Origin of the sequence: Pustulibacterium marinum (assembly GCF_900116665.1) — a bacterium.
GTDB classification, from domain to species: domain Bacteria; phylum Bacteroidota; class Bacteroidia; order Flavobacteriales; family Flavobacteriaceae; genus Pustulibacterium; species Pustulibacterium marinum.
In genome coordinates this window covers 148,947-164,774 of the sequence record NZ_FPBK01000008.1, presented here as the reverse complement: position 1 = coordinate 164,774, position 15,828 = coordinate 148,947, and the positions used below count along the sequence as shown (strand labels likewise).

General features: G+C 34.5%; 15 protein-coding genes. 9 read left to right on the top strand and 6 right to left on the bottom strand.

All coding sequences use genetic code 11. From position 1 onward, the window contains the following. Positions 1 to 55: 55 nt before the first annotated feature. The 3 genes from BM383_RS11880 to BM383_RS11870 are packed head-to-tail and all read right to left on the bottom strand — an operon-like array spanning position 56 to position 2,271. The gene (locus BM383_RS11880) at positions 56 to 403 is read right to left on the bottom strand and encodes a four helix bundle protein (RefSeq protein ID WP_093025358.1); all 348 of its coding nucleotides are present in this window, start codon (positions 401 to 403) and stop codon (positions 56 to 58) included. Positions 404 to 441: 38 nt separating this feature from the next. Further along, positions 442 to 1,887 carry a Fe-S cluster assembly protein SufB gene (gene sufB, locus BM383_RS11875; RefSeq protein WP_093025357.1) on the bottom strand — a complete coding sequence of 482 codons (1,446 nt, stop codon included), beginning with the start codon at positions 1,885 to 1,887 and terminating at the stop codon, positions 442 to 444. Between the two features lie 54 nt (positions 1,888 to 1,941). Then, the gene (locus BM383_RS11870; RefSeq protein WP_093025356.1) at positions 1,942 to 2,271 is read right to left on the bottom strand and encodes a HesB/IscA family protein; all 330 of its coding nucleotides are present in this window, start codon (positions 2,269 to 2,271) and stop codon (positions 1,942 to 1,944) included. Positions 2,272 to 2,438: 167 nt separating this feature from the next. On the opposite strand from BM383_RS11870, the gene thiL reads away from it, so the two are divergent. Further along, entirely contained in the window at positions 2,439 to 3,509 is a 1,071-nt protein-coding gene (gene thiL / locus BM383_RS11865) for a thiamine-phosphate kinase (protein WP_093025355.1), read from the top strand. A gap of 40 nt (positions 3,510 to 3,549) precedes the next feature. Here the strand turns inward: thiL and BM383_RS11860 are convergent, their stop codons facing one another. Beyond that, entirely contained in the window at positions 3,550 to 4,413 is an 864-nt protein-coding gene (locus BM383_RS11860) for a cupin-like domain-containing protein (protein ID WP_093025354.1), read from the bottom strand. A 247-nt stretch (positions 4,414 to 4,660) separates the two neighbouring features. On the opposite strand from BM383_RS11860, the gene BM383_RS11855 reads away from it, so the two are divergent. After that, complete coding sequence (locus BM383_RS11855; RefSeq protein WP_093025353.1) at positions 4,661 to 6,211, top strand: glycine--tRNA ligase; 1,551 nt, start codon at positions 4,661 to 4,663, stop codon at positions 6,209 to 6,211. An 81-nt stretch (positions 6,212 to 6,292) separates the two neighbouring features. Next, positions 6,293 to 6,883, top strand: a complete 591-nt coding sequence (locus BM383_RS11850; RefSeq protein ID WP_093025352.1) for a DUF3575 domain-containing protein — start codon at positions 6,293 to 6,295, stop codon at positions 6,881 to 6,883. A gap of 57 nt (positions 6,884 to 6,940) precedes the next feature. Here the strand turns inward: BM383_RS11850 and BM383_RS11845 are convergent, their stop codons facing one another. Next, complete coding sequence (locus BM383_RS11845; RefSeq protein ID WP_093025351.1) at positions 6,941 to 8,485, bottom strand: Rne/Rng family ribonuclease; 1,545 nt, start codon at positions 8,483 to 8,485, stop codon at positions 6,941 to 6,943. Positions 8,486 to 8,748: 263 nt separating this feature from the next. After that, on the bottom strand, positions 8,749 to 9,063 hold the full coding sequence (locus BM383_RS11840) for an HU family DNA-binding protein (RefSeq protein WP_262501717.1): 315 nt from the start codon (positions 9,061 to 9,063) through the stop codon (positions 8,749 to 8,751). A 107-nt stretch (positions 9,064 to 9,170) separates the two neighbouring features. On the opposite strand from BM383_RS11840, the gene mutY reads away from it, so the two are divergent. The 6 genes from mutY (at position 9,171) to recO (ending at position 15,759) form a co-directional block, all read left to right on the top strand. Next, the gene (gene mutY, locus BM383_RS11835; RefSeq protein ID WP_093025349.1) at positions 9,171 to 10,205 is read left to right on the top strand and encodes an A/G-specific adenine glycosylase; all 1,035 of its coding nucleotides are present in this window, start codon (positions 9,171 to 9,173) and stop codon (positions 10,203 to 10,205) included. A 45-nt stretch (positions 10,206 to 10,250) separates the two neighbouring features. Further along, complete coding sequence (locus BM383_RS11830; RefSeq protein WP_093025348.1) at positions 10,251 to 10,742, top strand: single-stranded DNA-binding protein; 492 nt, start codon at positions 10,251 to 10,253, stop codon at positions 10,740 to 10,742. Between the two features lie 26 nt (positions 10,743 to 10,768). Further along, a complete protein-coding gene (locus BM383_RS11825) occupies positions 10,769 to 12,094 on the top strand; it encodes a gliding motility-associated protein GldE (RefSeq protein ID WP_093025347.1) in 1,326 nt (441 codons plus the stop codon). Then, positions 12,084 to 12,656: a gliding motility lipoprotein GldD gene (gene gldD, locus BM383_RS11820; protein WP_093025346.1), complete on the top strand. Its 573-nt coding sequence runs from the start codon at positions 12,084 to 12,086 to the stop codon at positions 12,654 to 12,656. The genes BM383_RS11825 and gldD overlap by 11 nt, the downstream gene beginning before the upstream one ends. A gap of 89 nt (positions 12,657 to 12,745) precedes the next feature. After that, positions 12,746 to 15,040 carry a type IX secretion system anionic LPS delivery protein PorZ gene (gene porZ / locus BM383_RS11815; protein ID WP_093025345.1) on the top strand — a complete coding sequence of 765 codons (2,295 nt, stop codon included), beginning with the start codon at positions 12,746 to 12,748 and terminating at the stop codon, positions 15,038 to 15,040. After that, positions 15,040 to 15,759, top strand: a complete 720-nt coding sequence (gene recO, locus BM383_RS11810) for a DNA repair protein RecO (RefSeq protein ID WP_093025344.1) — start codon at positions 15,040 to 15,042, stop codon at positions 15,757 to 15,759. The genes porZ and recO overlap by 1 nt, the downstream gene beginning before the upstream one ends. The last annotated feature ends 69 nt before the right edge of the window (positions 15,760 to 15,828 follow it).

The window sequence follows — 15,828 nt, the reverse complement described above, 5'->3', positions numbered from 1 at the left end:
GATAAAATTTTTTTGAAAATTTGCAAATGTGCCAATTTGATAATTCTCTAGTTTTTTATTTTTTCTTGGACGTTATAATGATTTTGTTAGTTATGTTTTTAATGTGATGTAGCTTTTCTAAAAGATAATCTGTATTGGGGTAATTTTCAGAAAAATTGCATAATGCCAACCAATAATCTGTTTCTTCTATTTCTTTAGCAGCTATTTTAAATTTGTGAATAAAATCACTTTTACTTTCAGCATTTTGGGCTTCTCTTATGTTAGCGCCAATTGATGTTCCTGCTTTCAATAATTGATTTCCAATGACAAACTTTCTGTTAGCTTCTAATGTTTCACAATATGAAATTATTTCCAAAGAAAATTCAAAAGTCATCTTTAAAATTACATTTTCCTTGATTTCCATTTTCACATTGTGTTATTAGCTAATTATCACATTTAACATTAACCTACCGAGCCTTCTAAACTAATTTCTAATAACTTTTGCGCTTCGACGGCAAATTCCATAGGAAGTTTGTTTAATACTTCTTTGCTGAAACCGTTTACAATTAATGCAATTGCTTTTTCGGTATCGATACCACGTTGGTTACAGTAGAAAATTTGATCTTCACCAATTTTACTAGTTGTAGCTTCGTGTTCTATCTGAGCCGATTTATTTTTAGCTTCAATATATGGGAAAGTGTGTGCGCCACATTCGTTACCCATTAATAATGAGTCGCATTGCGAGAAGTTACGAGCATTTTCGGCTCTAGAATTTACCTGAACCAAACCGCGGTAACTGTTCTGAGATTTTCCGGCAGAAATACCTTTAGAAATAATAGTACTTCTAGTGTTTTTACCTAAGTGAATCATTTTGGTCCCGGTATCTGCTTGCTGATAGTTATTCGTCACAGCAATGGAGTAGAACTCACCGATTGAGTTATCACCTTTTAATACACAAGAAGGGTATTTCCAGGTTACTGCTGAACCGGTTTCAACCTGTGTCCAAGAAATTTTTGCATTTTTCTCGCAAAGACCTCTTTTAGTTACAAAGTTGAAAACTCCACCTTTCCCGTCTTTCCCACCAGGGAACCAGTTTTGTACGGTAGAATATTTAATTTCAGCATCGTCTAAAGCAATCAATTCTACTACAGCGGCGTGTAATTGGTTTTCGTCACGCATTGGAGCGGTACAACCTTCTAGATAGCTTACGTAACTACCTTCGTCTGCAACTACCAAAGTTCTTTCGAACTGACCAGTACCTGCTTGGTTGATACGGAAATAGGTTGAAAGTTCCATTGGGCAACGAACGCCTTTAGGAATGTAACAGAAAGATCCGTCTGAGAATACAGCTGAGTTTAAAGCGGCGTAGAAATTGTCTTTCTGTGGAACCACTGTACCTAAATATTTTTTAACTAATTCTGGATATTCCTTAATAGCTTCAGAAATAGAACAGAAAATAATACCTTTTTCTGCTAATGTCTTTTTGAATGTGGTAGCAACCGAAACGGAGTCCATTACGATGTCTACAGCAACTCCAGCTAATTTTTTCTGCTCATCAATAGAAATTCCTAATTTTTTGAAAGTGTCTAGCAACTCAGGATCAACTTCGTCTAAACTTTCGTACTTAGGTTTTTTGTTGGGAGCAGAATAATAAGAGATGTTTTGGAAATTTGGCTTTTCGTAATGTACGTTTGCCCAATCTGGCTCTGTCATTTCAGACCAAGCACGGAAAGCTTCCAAACGCCATTCAGTCATCCATTCTGGTTCTCCTTTTTTCTTAGAAATTGCTATTACAATATCTTCATTTAATCCTGGAGGAAGCGTATCAGATTCTATATCAGTATAAAATCCGTACTCATACTCTTTGGATTCCAGTTCTTTTTTTAATTCTTCTTCAGTATATGCCATATTGTAAATGGTATTAGCTGTTGCTAATTGGGTTCTTGGTTTTGGTATTTTAAATTATAGCGAGAAACTTTCTCCGCAACCGCAGGTACGTTGTGCATTTGGATTGTTGAACACAAATCCTTTACCGTTTAATCCTCCGGAATATTCTAGTGTAGTACCAATGAGGTACAAAAAGCTTTTTTTGTCTACAGCTATTTTTACGTTGTTATCTTCAAAGACTTTATCGGTTTCATCAATGGTATGATCAAACTTTAAATCATAAGATAAGCCGCTGCATCCTCCACTTTTCACGCCAACTCTTACATAGTCTTTAGTGGCATCAAAACCGTCATCGGTCATGAGCTCTATTACTTTCTTTCTTGCGTTTTCAGATACTTTAATCATTGCTCTTACCTTTTTAATAATCAGTTTATTAAAGCTAAACTGCTTTTACTCAATTGCAAAAGTACTATAAACTTCACGATTTTCCATACTTAAAATATATATATAATAAATTCTACCATAGTTTTCTGTTATAATGAAGAAAATATTAAAAATAGTACCTTTGCAGCATGATAGAAGATAAAAATCCGCAACGTACATCGTTGTCAGAATTAGGTGAGTTTGGACTTATAGAACATTTAACCAAGAACTTGGAAATCAAACAAGATTCTACCGTTAAAGGAATTGGTGATGATGCAGCTGTTTTAGATTTTAAAGATGCCAAAACAGTAGTTTCTACAGATCTGTTGATAGAAGGAGTTCATTTTGATTTGGCTTATGTTCCGTTGAAACATTTAGGTTACAAAGCCGTAATGGTGAATTTGAGTGATATTTATGCAATGAATGCTAAAGCAACTCAGGTAACTGTTTCTATTGCAGTTTCTAACCGTTTTCCGTTAGAAGCTTTAGAGGAATTGTATGATGGAATTCGTATGGCTTCTAAAATTTATAATGTAGATGTGGTTGGAGGAGATACAACTTCTTCTACCCGAGGTTTGATAATTTCTGTAACTGCCATTGGTGTAGTATCTGAAGATGAAGTGGTGTATAGAGAAGGAGCAAAAGAAAATGATTTGCTTGTGGTTACCGGAGATTTGGGAGGAGCATACCTTGGATTACAAGTGTTGGAGCGCGAAAAAGAAGTTTGGAAAGTGAATCCAAATTCGCAACCAGATATTTCTATGTATTCTTATTTGTTAGAACGACAATTGAAGCCGGAAGCTAGAAAAGATATTCCTGTTTTGTTGAAAGAATTAGGAGTAAAACCAACCTCTATGATAGATGTAAGTGACGGACTTTCTTCGGAAGTGATTCATTTATGCAAATCTTCTAAAGTTGGAGCTAATGTATACGAAGATAAAATTCCGTTAGATCCGCAGGTAATTTCAACTTCTGAAGAATTTGAGTTGAACAGTACTATGGTAGCGTTGAGTGGAGGTGAAGATTACGAATTGTTGTTCACCGTTAGTCAAGATGATTATCCTAAAATTAAAGGAAATCCGCATTTTACAATTATTGGTCATATGACACAAGAAAGTGAAGGAATCCATTTGGTAACAAGAGCCAATACGAAAATTGAAATGAAAGCTCGTGGTTGGAATGCGCTTTCAGAAGAGAAAGAAGAGAGTGAGGAAGAATAAGTCAATTTTTTTTCGAATCATATAAATAAAAAGTCGCCTTCTATTGGGCGACTTTTTTATGTGTTCTAGTAATAGCTTCTTCGTTTTTCCAATCTATCCATGCTTGGCCTTTTCTTTTGCGCATGAAATTATCGTAATTACGCATAACAAAAATATTGTAAAGTGCCTTAGATAAATTTTTAGGATGTCTCGCTATAGCTCTCAAACTCATAGAAAAACCCGGAGTAATATAGCGCATGTAGTGCCAGTAACCTTCCGGCATATAGAGAACTTCTCCATGATTTAAGTTGGCAATATAACCTTTTGCGTGTTTTAGAGCTGGCCACTTATTGTAATCTGGATTTACAAAATCAATATCCTCTCGCGTAATTAAGGAATGAGGAATTTTGTATAAGTATTTGCTTTGCGATTGATCAAACAGAATGCATTGTTTTTTTCCTTCAAAATGAAAATGGAAAATGTTTGCCAAATCAATATCGTAATGCATAAAGGTGTAGGAATCCATTCCTCCAAAGAAAAGCATTGGTAAGCCTTTCATAAGTCGCAATCCAAAATCTGGATATGAGAAATCTTTTTGTAATTGAGGAACTTCTTTCAAAATATTCCAAAGAAAAATACGGTAACGTGTGGGTTCTTTTTTAAGAAGATCTACATATTCGCTCATCTTCATCTTGGCATGAGGTTCGTTAAAACCTTCGTCATGTTTCACAGGCCTGTCATCGTATAATGGAACGGTCTTGTCACCTGCAACTTCTTTCATGTATTCTAAAGACCATTTGGAATAAGCAGGCCAATTTTCAATAAATTTTTCTATGACAACAGGTTTTTGAGGTTTGAAGTAGTTCTCTATAAATTCCTGTTTGGTAATTGTTTTAACTCTGGGTACTTGTACTAAATCTAACATAGCTATATTTCCTACAAAATAGAACTCAAAGTTAAGTAATTGTTATGACGAGGTTTTGGTGTTTAACGTATTTTTAAGCCCTAGAGTTGATGTTGTAAAATATCGAGTAGGTGAATTTTGACGTGGTTGATTAACTAATACATCAGTTATTTGGAAAATTACTTTCAGAATCCAATTTTTCCTATGGAATAATAAAAAGCATCTGCTACATTTGTAATCAGGAATTTAAAACTACTATTTTTGCGTTATGGCAAATACAGATGATCAATTTAAGAAGGTAATATCCCATGCAAAAGAGTATGGATATATTTTTCAATCAAGTGAAATTTACGATGGTTTAAGCGCTATTTATGATTACGGTCAAAATGGAGCTGAACTAAAAAAGAATATTCGTGAGTATTGGTGGAAAGCAATGGTGCAAATGCATGATAATATTGTAGGTATCGATGCTTCTATCTTTATGCATCCAACAACCTGGAAAGCTTCTGGGCACGTTGATGCGTTTAACGATCCATTGATTGATAATAAAGATTCCAAGAAAAGATATAGAGCCGATGTTTTAGTAGAAGATTATGTTGCTAAAATTGAAGCAAAAATAGATAAAGAAGTAGCAAAGGCTGCCAAGCGTTTTGGTGATGCTTTTGATAAAGAACAGTTTTTGGAAACCAACCCAAGAGTTGTAAAATATCAAGAAGAGTGCAACGCTATTTTAAAGCGTTTAGGGCAGTCTTTAGAAAAAGAAGATTTGGCCGATGTCAAAGCGTTGATCGAAGAATTAGGAATAGCAGATCCTGAAACCGGTTCTAAAAACTGGACAGATGTAAAGCAATTCAATCTAATGTTCGGAACCAAATTGGGAGCTTCTGCAGAATCTGCAATGGACTTGTATTTACGTCCGGAAACTGCACAAGGTATTTTTGTGAACTTCTTGAATGTTCAAAAAACTGGAAGAATGAAAATTCCTTTTGGTATTGCACAAACAGGGAAAGCATTCCGTAACGAGATTATTGCGCGTCAGTTTATCTTCCGTATGCGTGAGTTTGAACAAATGGAAATGCAATTCTTTATTAAACCAGGTACACAAGTTGAGTGGTATGATTACTGGAAAGCAACCCGTTTAAAATGGCATTTGTCATTGGGAATGGGGAAAGATAATTACCGTTTCCACGATCATGAGAAATTAGCACATTATGCAGATGCAGCGGCTGATATTGAATTCAAATTCCCATTCGGATTTAAAGAGTTAGAAGGAATCCATTCGCGTACAGACTTCGATTTAAAACAACACGAAGAATTTTCAGGTAAAAAATTACAGTATTTTGATCCGGAAGAAAATAAAAACTATGTTCCGTATGTGTTAGAAACTTCTATTGGATTGGATAGAATGTTCTTGGCAGTATTCTCTAACTCTTTACAAGAAGAAGATCTAGGAGATGGAAAAAGCAGAACAGTATTGAAATTACCAGCAGTTTTAGCACCAACAAAAGCAGCGATTCTTCCGTTAGTTAAAAAAGATGGTTTACCAGAGTTAGCACAGAAAATTTTAGAAGAATTGAAGTGGGATTTCAATGTTACTTATGATGAAAAAGATGCTGTAGGTAGACGCTACCGTAGACAAGATGCTGCCGGTACGCCTTTCTGTATCACGGTAGATCATCAATCTTTAGAAGATAGCACGGTTACCATTCGTCACAGAGATTCTATGGAGCAAAGTAGAGTTGCTATTGATGATTTGAAATCACTTATTGAAAAAGAAGTAAACGTTCGTTATTGGCTTCAGAAAATGAATGATTTATAATTTTTGAATCAAAATAAAATCTATTTTTAAACCCTGCCTTTTGGCGGGGTTTATTTTTATAAAAACTTAATCAATCAAAAAATGAAAAAAATTGTTTTATCATTATTAATGCTTGCTAGTTTTCTAGGTAATGCACAAGAAGTTGAAGAACCTTCGGGTTCCAAAAATGAAATTTCTATAAACTTACTAGATCTTGTGGTGGCTGGTACTTTAGATGTAGGTTACGAACGGTTTTTAGGAAGTAATCAGTCGGTTTCTTTGGATGTTTCGTTGTTTGATACTTTTGGTTATTATGACGTGGGATATATAGATGAGACTACTGGAGTAAGTGCTAGAATAGCATACAATTTATATTTCAGTAAAAAGCGAGAATATGCAGGTTTCTACTTTTTTCCCATGGCAAAAATTAGGACAGGAAGTATCACTTCCGATTGGGATTATTACTATGTCTATGATTATGAAAATGATGTTTACGAAGATTATAATTACCAAGAAAAGTATGATATTAATGGTTTTGCACTAGGATTTGGTGTGGGGAATAAATGGGTATTGAAAGATACTTTTAGTCTAGATGTCTTTGCTAATATTTCTAGAACATTAGGAGGCTATGATGATGAATATATAGATGCAGTAGAGTTTAGAGCCGGAGTTAGTTTTGGTTATAGGTTTTAATCGCTAAAGTGTATAAAACAAAAAAACCGCTATGATTTACATCGTAGCGGTTTTTTATTATGATAATTCTTTTCCGTCTTTATCTTTAAAACGGTATTCTAAATATGTGTAAGCATCTCTAGGTAATATTTTTACCCATTTTTTGTGTTCTAAAAACCATTTAGAACGAACGGATGGAAATCCTTTTGTTAAGTAAGCTGCCACAAACGGGTGAACATTTAATGTAATTCCGTTAGTTTTAGGCTTACTACTAATAATTCTTTCTAACTCGGTCGTAATCTTATTGATGATGAGAATAGGAGCTTCAATTTCTCCGGCTCCGTTAGGATTTTCTTCTCTTGTTTTAATGTTACGTTCCGGGCGTACTCTTTGTCTTGTAATTTGTATCAGACCAAATTTACTTGGAGGTAATACTTTGTGCTTGGCCTTGTCTTCTTTCATCTCTTCTCTAAGAAAATCGAAGAGTTGTTTTCGGTTGTCAGGTTTACCCATATCTATAAAGTCAACAACAATAATACCTCCCATGTCTCGTAATCGCAATTGTCTTGCAATTTCAGAGGCGGCGATAAGGTTAACTTCTAGGGCAGTTTCTTCCTGGGTTTTGGCTTTGTTCGATCTGTTACCGCTATTTACGTCAATGACGTGAAGGGCTTCTGTGTGTTCTATAACAAGGTATGCACCTTTGCTCATAGAAACTGTGCGGCCGAAAGAGGTTTTTATTTGTCGTTCAATTCCGTATTTTTCAAAAACTGGAACATTCGACTGATACATTTTTACAATAGACTCTTTTTCTGGTGCAATTTCGTGCACGTAATCTTTTACTTTTTGGTAAAGCAATTCATCATCAACCATAATACTTGAAAAGTCATCGTTGAACAAATCTCTAAGAATAGAGGCAGCTCTATTTACTTCACTCAGTACTTTAGAAGGGTGATTAGCTTTTACCATTTTTTTGCACATGGTATTCCATTTGTTTACCAAATTGTGCAAATCTTTGTCCAGTTCAGCGACTTTTTTGCCTTCTGCAACTGTACGTACTATAACTCCGAACCCCTTTGGTTTAATACTTTGTACTAAACGTTTTAGGCGGTCTTTTTCTTCTCGATCTTCAATTTTTTGAGAAACAGAAATTCTTTCAGAAAAAGGAACTAAAACCAAATATCGGCCAGCTAGAGAAAGCTCTGAGCTAATTCTTGGACCTTTAGTGGAAATGGGTTCTTTTACAATTTGTACTAAAATAGATTGATTGGCTTTTAACACATCTGTGATAATACCATTTTTATCTATTTCTTGCTCAAATGGGAAATCTTTTAAAGAATACTCTTTAAGTTTACCTGTGCTTACACGTTTTACGAATTTTAGCAAAGTTGTGAGTTTAGGACCTAGATCATGATAATGCAAAAAAGCATCTTTTTCATAACCTACATTTACAAATGCAGCATTAAGTCCTTGCACCGGTTTTCTTATTTTGGCAAGCATAATGTCGCCAACAGAAAAGTCGTTACTCTCTTCATCTTTGTGTAATTCTATAAGTTTTCCATCCTTAAGTAAGGCAAAGTCAACGTCAGAGGAACCGGTTCTGATAATCAGTTCTTTATTCACTCTGCATGAATTTGTATCTATTTACAAGATTGTAAATAAATGGATTAAACAAAAAATCACAGGTTTTTAAGCCCGTTGAAACTTTTGAAGTTTCTATTTCAATGAACGGTAGTGTTCTAAAAAGAAATAGTAGTTGGAAAACTACTATTTCTTCTTTTTATGACGGTTAGCTCTCGCTCTTTTCTTACGCTTGTGAGTAGCTACCTTATGTCTTTTTCTCTTTTTACCACTAGGCATAGTATATACTTTTTAAAATTAATAAATTATTTTACTGCTACGTTAGTTTTAACGCCTTCAACAAAAACTTTTGCAGGTTTAAAAGCTGGGATGTTGTGCGATGGTATTTTAATAGTAGTGTTCTTAGAGATGTTTCTACCTGTTTTTTCAGCTCTGGTTTTAATAATAAAACTTCCAAAACCTCTTAGGTAAACATTATCTCCGCTTTCTAATGAATTTTTTACTTCATCCATAAAAGATTCTACAGTCGCCTGTACGTCACCTTTTTCCATTCCTAGCTTTTCTGAAATTTTCGCTACAATGTCTGCTTTCGTCATCTCGTTATACTTTTTTAAGTCTATAAATTTTTAGGGGTTGCAAATATAGAAATTAATTAAACATAAATAGCAACCTAAATAATTAAAATTTAACTATATAAACTTTTATTTTTGGCAATTATTTTAGTTCAATGGTTTTTTCTAACATTCTAGTTCATTGGTATTTGCAAAATAAACGCGATTTACCATGGCGAAATACAACAGATCCCTACAAAATTTGGTTATCAGAAATCATGCTGCAACAAACGCGAGTTGCGCAAGGTTTACCTTATTATATGAAGTTTACAAGTGCTTTCCCAAAAGTGAAAGATTTAGCCGATGCAAGCGAAGATGAGGTTCTGAAAATGTGGCAAGGTTTGGGTTATTATTCAAGAGCAAGAAATTTGCATGCCACTGCAAAGCACGTTGCCTATGATTTGGAAGGAAAATTTCCTTCAACATATGTCGGGTTGAAAAAATTAAAAGGCGTTGGCGATTATACGGCTAGTGCTATTGCTTCTATTAGTTTTAATGAAGCACAACCGGTAGTAGATGGAAATGTATACAGGGTACTTTCAAGATATTTTGGAGTGCATACACCTATTAATAGTACAGAAGGAATCAAGTATTTTAAAAAATTAGCTCACGAAGTAAAATCGGAAAAGGATATAGCGGTTTATAATCAGGCTATTATGGAGTTTGGAGCTACTCAATGCAAGCCTCAAAGTCCAAATTGTGATGTATGTCCTTTAAATAGTAGTTGTGTAGCTTTAAAAAATGACGAAGTAAAAGTGCTGCCTGTGAAGTTGAAGAAGTTAAAAGTAAAAAAACGTTACTTCAACTATATTGTTTTTATAGATGCTGAAGGGAATACAAAACTTCAAAAAAGAATTAATAAAGGTATATGGCATAACTTGTTTGAATTTCCGTTGGTGGAAACTAATCAGACTATAAGTAAGGAAGAAGAATTATTACAGAATGAGTTGTTTCAGAATAAAAATGTAGGATCTGTTTCCTTATATAATGAGAAAGAAGTAATTCATAAATTATCACACCAACACCTGTATACTAAATTTTGGGTTGTACATTTGCAAACTATTTTGAAAGGAGGAATATCACTTTCAGAAAGCAAAGAATTTGCAGTTCCGGTACTTATCGCCAATTTTATGGAAGAATTTGGTTTTTGATAGTATCTTATTTTTATTACATTTGAATTTATACACAATTATACTATGAGTGGTACGCTAAATAAAGTGATGTTGATAGGACATTTAGGAGACGATGTAAAAGTTACCTATTTTGAAGGAGGAGGAGCAATTGGCCGTTTTCCATTGGCTACGAATGATTCGTATACCAATAGACAAACAGGCGAACGCGTTACCAATACCGAGTGGCACAACATTGTAGTAAGAAATAAAGGAGCTGAAATTTGTGAAAAATATCTTTCTAAAGGAGATAAGGTTTATGTGGAAGGTCGTTTACGTAACAGACAATGGCAGGGCGAAGACGGCGTTACAAGATATACAACGGAAGTCCATGTAAACGATTTTACATTTTTATCTAATAAAAATGAAGGACAAGGATCTTCTATGCAAGGGCCTTCGCAATCATCTTATAATAACAATGCTCCGCAGAGAGCTCAGCAGCCGTCTCAATCACAACCGCAATCGACTCCGCAGTCAAATAGTTTTGTGCAGGACGATGATGACGATTTACCATTCTAAATTAATGTTTAACTAATTTTACAGCATTGGACCCGGAACCCTCGAGTTTATTTATTCCATTAGTTGCTTCGTTAGATAGTTTCACTATCTTAAAATTCATATTGCTTTTTTTATTGCTAATTGGCTCTGCGCTCATTTCTGGAGCAGAGGTGGCTTATTTTTCTTTTACACCAACAGATCTCAAAGAGGTTCAAGAAGAGAAAACAGCTTCAGCAAATATTATTTTTAAATTACTCACCAGACCAAAAAAGTTTTTAGCAACATTACTTATTGCCAACAATACCATAAATATTGCAGTAGTTCTTTTGTTTGATACGCTCAATCCATTACTATTTGGAACTATAGAAACAGAATGGATTCGTTTTACGTTAGAAGTAGGGTTGGTAACTTTTCTTATTTTGATGTTTGGTGAAATTTTACCTAAAGTTTACGCCAATAGAAACAAGAGAGCCTTCGCTGGTTTTATGGCGCGCCCATTAAATGTTATCGATTTTTTATGTACACCACTTAGTGTGCCAATGAGAAACGCAACATTGTTCTTTCATAAAAAATTCGGAAAGCAAAAAACTAGTTTTTCTGTCGATCAGCTTTCTCACGCACTTGAACTAACTTCTGAAGAAGATACAACCAAGGAAGAGCACAAGATTTTACAGGGAATTGTCTCTTTTGGTAATACCGAAACAAAGCAAGTAATGCGTCCACGGATTGATATATTTGCGGTTTCAGAAGATACTAAGTTTTCGGAAGTTTTGGAAGAAGTCATTCAAAATGGCTACTCAAGAATTCCTGTTTACAAAGAAAATATAGATCAAGTTACGGGAGTATTGTTTGTGAAGGATTTGCTTCCGCATTTAGATAAAAAATCGTTTGATTGGGTTTCAATTATGAGGAAACCATATTTTGTTCCCGAAAATAAAAAGTTAGACGATTTGTTATTGGAATTTCAAGATAAAAAGAATCACCTTGCTATTGTAGTAGATGAATACGGTGGAACATCTGGTTTAGTGACTTTGGAAGATATTATTGAAGAAATTGTAGGTGATATTTCTGATGAGTTTGACGATGAAGATATCATTTATTCAATGCTAGATGAAACTACCTTTATTTTTGAAGGTAAAACTGCCCTGAAAGATTTTTATCGGGTAATTAAAATAGAGGATGATTCCGTTTTTGAAGAACAGAAAGGCGAAGCAGAAACGATAGCTGGTTTTGTGTTGGAAATAGCCGGAAACTTTCCAAAAAAGGGAGAGATAATAATTTTTAGAAATTATACGTTTACGGTAGAAGCCTTAGATAAAAAACGAATCAAACAAATTAAAGTGGCTATTGGGCCAGAAGTTGATGAAGAATAATCAAAGACCGTTTATATATAGTATCATTCTAATTTTTGGTGTTTTGGCAGTTATTAGCTGTGATGATGTTTTGCCAAAGCCGAAAGCTATGCTGCGTTTGGAATATTCAAAGCCTGTTTATGAAGCTTTTCAGCCAAACGATTGTCCGTATGCGTTTGATAGAAATATACATGCAAAAGTGATAGATGAAAAGTATTGCAGTGTAAACCTTAAGTATCCTGAATTGGATGGAACCATCTATTTAAGTTATAGGAATGTAGATGGTGATTTAAAAGAGTTGCTTTCTGATGTTCAGAAGATGACGTATGAACATGTGGTAAAAGCAGATAATATTTTGGAGCAACCCTATGATAATGCCAAAGCGCGTAAGTTTGGTATGTTCTACGAAGTAACAGGGAATGCAGCTTCTCAATCTCAGTTTTATTTAACTGATAGTGTTTCACATTTCATAACAGGATCTATTTATTTTAATACAAGACCAAATTATGATTCCATTCTTCCTGCCGCAGTTTATTTGAAAGATGATGTGCGTAGAATTATGGAAAGTTTGGAATGGCGATAAATTACTAAAATAGCTTCTTTTGACTTCTTTATAACAATCTGGTTTTACCTTCGTTAATAATAATATCTTTGAAAGCATAATTCAACGTAATGAAGAAGTATTTCACCTTACTCTTAATTTTAATTTTTTCATCTCTTTCTGCGCAAGATACTGAACAGGAATGGACAAGTTATCTTTCATACAATGCTGTTGTAAATATTTCGCCTTCTAGCGATAAACTTTATGTAGCTACTGAAAATGCGTTTTTTACTGTTGAAAAAGCAACTTTTGAAATGGAAACGTTCTCAACAATTGATGGGCTTGCGGGTGAAAATGTTTCAACAGGTTATTACAGCGAGGAGGCTGGTGTTTTTGTTCTTGGTTATGAGACTGGTTTACTGCAAGTTTTTAATGAAGCCAATAGAGAAATTACTTCAGTTGTTGAAATAGAAAATAAAACAACTATTCCCGGAGATACCAAAACCGTTAATCATATTATGGAATATAATGGGTATTTATATATTTCATGTGATTTTGGTATTTCAGTATATGATGCTGTTAATCTAGAGTTTGATGATACCTATTATATTGGCCCTAATGGTGCGCAGTTAGAGGTTCGTCAAACAGCTTTTTATCAAGGTTATTTGTATGCTGCTACCTCTAGTGGTGTTTACAGAGCTATGGCGTCTGATGATAATATCATAGATTTTGCAAATTGGCAATTGATTAGTTCAGGAAGCTGGACAGGAATAGCAGTGAGTAATGCTAACTTAGTTGGGACATATAATAATAGATTATATGAGTATAACGGTACTTCGTTTGAGCAAAAGGCAGTTGTTTGGGGTATTAACGAATTAAAATCAGCAGATAATTACACTTTAGTAACAAGAAACTCTAGGTTTTATGCTTATAACGCTGATTATGAGCTTGAGTTTTCTATTCAGCCTTCAGAATTAGAAAATTATTCTAGTGTGTCATTTACTAGTGCGTATGTAGAAGATGGCTTGGTTTATTTAGGAACAGCAACAAAAGGGGTGCTAATATTTTCTTGGGGGGAATTGGAAAGCGTTATAGAATTATTTCCTAATGGTCCTTTATTTAATAGTGTGACCGCAATGAAGTTTGTACTCAATAAATTATGGCTAGTTTATGGTGATTACACCAATGATTATAATCCTTATGATTTAAGAAGTAGAGGAATTAGTATCTACAATACTATTTTAGATGAATGGAATATGTTGCCTGTTGATAGTTTGCGTAATGTTCGTAATATTTCCAACATAGCATTTAGTCCAAAAAAAATTAGTGAAGTGTATTTAGCTTCCTATATGGATGGAGTTTTGATGGTTAAGAATGAAGGAGAATCTGTAACTCTGTATGATACAATTAATAGTAGTTTGGAGTACATTTCAACAAATCCAGATCCGCAAATACGTGTTTTAGGAATGGATTTCGATGATGACGAAAATCTATGGGTGACCAATGCAAAAGTTGCTAAAGGTATCAAAATGCGTTCGTCAGATGGAACTTGGACAGGGTACGATACTTCATCGGCTATTCCGTTGTTTGGAGAGGAGCATGCATATAAAGAGTTGGTAGTAGCAAATAACGGATTCAAATTTTTCACAGGATTGAAAAGCGGGGTTGTTGGTTTTTATGAAGGTAATGGTACGCCACAATCCAAAAAGTTACAGGAAGGAGAAGGTAATGGTAATTTGCCAAATAACAATGTGAGAGCATTGGCGATAGATGAGAACAATCAACTTTGGATAGGTACTTCACGTGGACTCAGGGTTTTGTATAATATATCCGGTTTTTTTGATAATTCTGATGTAGAAACTAGTCAGATAATTATTTCCGAAGATGGAGAAGCAAGCGAGTTGCTTTACCAGCAAATGATAAATGATATTTTTGTAGATGGCTCTAATAGTAAATGGATAGCTACTTCAGATGCCGGTGCATACTATGTGAGTAGCGATGGACAAGAAACTATCTATCATTTTACTACCGATAATTCTCCCTTACCGTCTGATAACGTAAATCAAATAGTTGTAAATAAAGATTCTGGGGAGGTTTATTTTGCTACAGACAAAGGTTTGGTTTCTTTTATGGGGCGGGCTACCGGAGGAAAAGATGATTATTCAGATGCATATGTGTATCCAAATCCTGTTCGTCCAGAGTTTCAGGGTAGCGTAACCATTACAAATTTAATGGATAATTCAAGAGTGAAAATCACTGATGCTGCAGGGAATTTGGTGTATGATGTGGTTTCAACTGGAGGAACTGTTCAATGGAATTTAACGGCGTTTGATCACCGTAAGGTTGCCTCAGGAGTGTATCTTGCTTTGATAACCAATGACGATGGAGCTGAAACAGAAGTGCTCAAAATTATGGTTGTAAGGTAATGAAGGTTACTACCAAAGCATTAGTGCTGCACACGCATAAATATGGAGATACTTCGCTTATTGTAAAATTATATACTGAAGAATCTGGGTTAAAATCATATCTATTAAGGGGTGTTTTAGCATCTAAAAAAGGAAAGACAAGAGCTGCCTATTTTCAACCTTTAACACAGTTGGAGATTGTGGCAACTCATAAAAATACAGGGAGTCTTTCTTCTATTTCCGATGTGAAAGTAGATTTTCCATACGCCACGCTTCATTCTAATTTTCAAAAGAATTCATTAGTGTTTTTTCTCGCTGAAGTACTCTACGCTGTTTTGCGTGAGGAAGAGGAGAATCTACTACTTTTTCAATATGTAACCATCATGTTGCAGTGGTTAGATGCGCATAATGAAATTGCTAATTTTCACATTTTCTTTATGTTGAATCTTTCCAAATTTCTTGGTTTCTATCCAGATGAGGTAGATGAAGATGCAATTTTTTTCGATTTGGTTGAAGGCCAGTTTTTAAATAGAAATGTATCAACTGAATTGATAGAAGACGAGCAGTTGGCAATATTCAAGGCACTTTTACAAACCGATTTGGACGAGCTTCAAAATATAAAAATGAGTAAAGCAAATCGCATGGCTTTGCTACATAAAATGTTGACATTTTATCAATTGCACCTAGAAGGGTTTCGTAAACCAAAATCGCTTCAAATCCTCACAGAAATCATGATGTAACTTTTACATGGATTACTCACTTCAATTCGTTGAAATTTAGTAATTTCGCAGACTTAATTACAGAAACTA

Bases quoted from the DNA above. Each gene is read 5' to 3' on its own strand.
- BM383_RS11880 (WP_093025358.1), bottom strand. From the start codon at position 403: ATGGAAATCAAGGAAAATGTAATTTTAAAGATGACTTTTGAATTTTCT.
- sufB (WP_093025357.1), bottom strand. From the start codon at position 1,887: ATGGCATATACTGAAGAAGAATTAAAAAAAGAACTGGAATCCAAAGAG.
- BM383_RS11870 (WP_093025356.1), bottom strand. From the start codon at position 2,271: ATGATTAAAGTATCTGAAAACGCAAGAAAGAAAGTAATAGAGCTCATG.
- thiL (WP_093025355.1), top strand. From the start codon at position 2,439: ATGATAGAAGATAAAAATCCGCAACGTACATCGTTGTCAGAATTAGGT.
- BM383_RS11860 (WP_093025354.1), bottom strand. From the start codon at position 4,413: ATGTTAGATTTAGTACAAGTACCCAGAGTTAAAACAATTACCAAACAG.
- BM383_RS11855 (WP_093025353.1), top strand. From the start codon at position 4,661: ATGGCAAATACAGATGATCAATTTAAGAAGGTAATATCCCATGCAAAA.
- BM383_RS11850 (WP_093025352.1), top strand. From the start codon at position 6,293: ATGAAAAAAATTGTTTTATCATTATTAATGCTTGCTAGTTTTCTAGGT.
- mutY (WP_093025349.1), top strand. From the start codon at position 9,171: ATGGTTTTTTCTAACATTCTAGTTCATTGGTATTTGCAAAATAAACGC.
- BM383_RS11830 (WP_093025348.1), top strand. From the start codon at position 10,251: ATGAGTGGTACGCTAAATAAAGTGATGTTGATAGGACATTTAGGAGAC.
- gldD (WP_093025346.1), top strand. From the start codon at position 12,084: ATGAAGAATAATCAAAGACCGTTTATATATAGTATCATTCTAATTTTT.
- porZ (WP_093025345.1), top strand. From the start codon at position 12,746: ATGAAGAAGTATTTCACCTTACTCTTAATTTTAATTTTTTCATCTCTT.
- recO (WP_093025344.1), top strand. From the start codon at position 15,040: ATGAAGGTTACTACCAAAGCATTAGTGCTGCACACGCATAAATATGGA.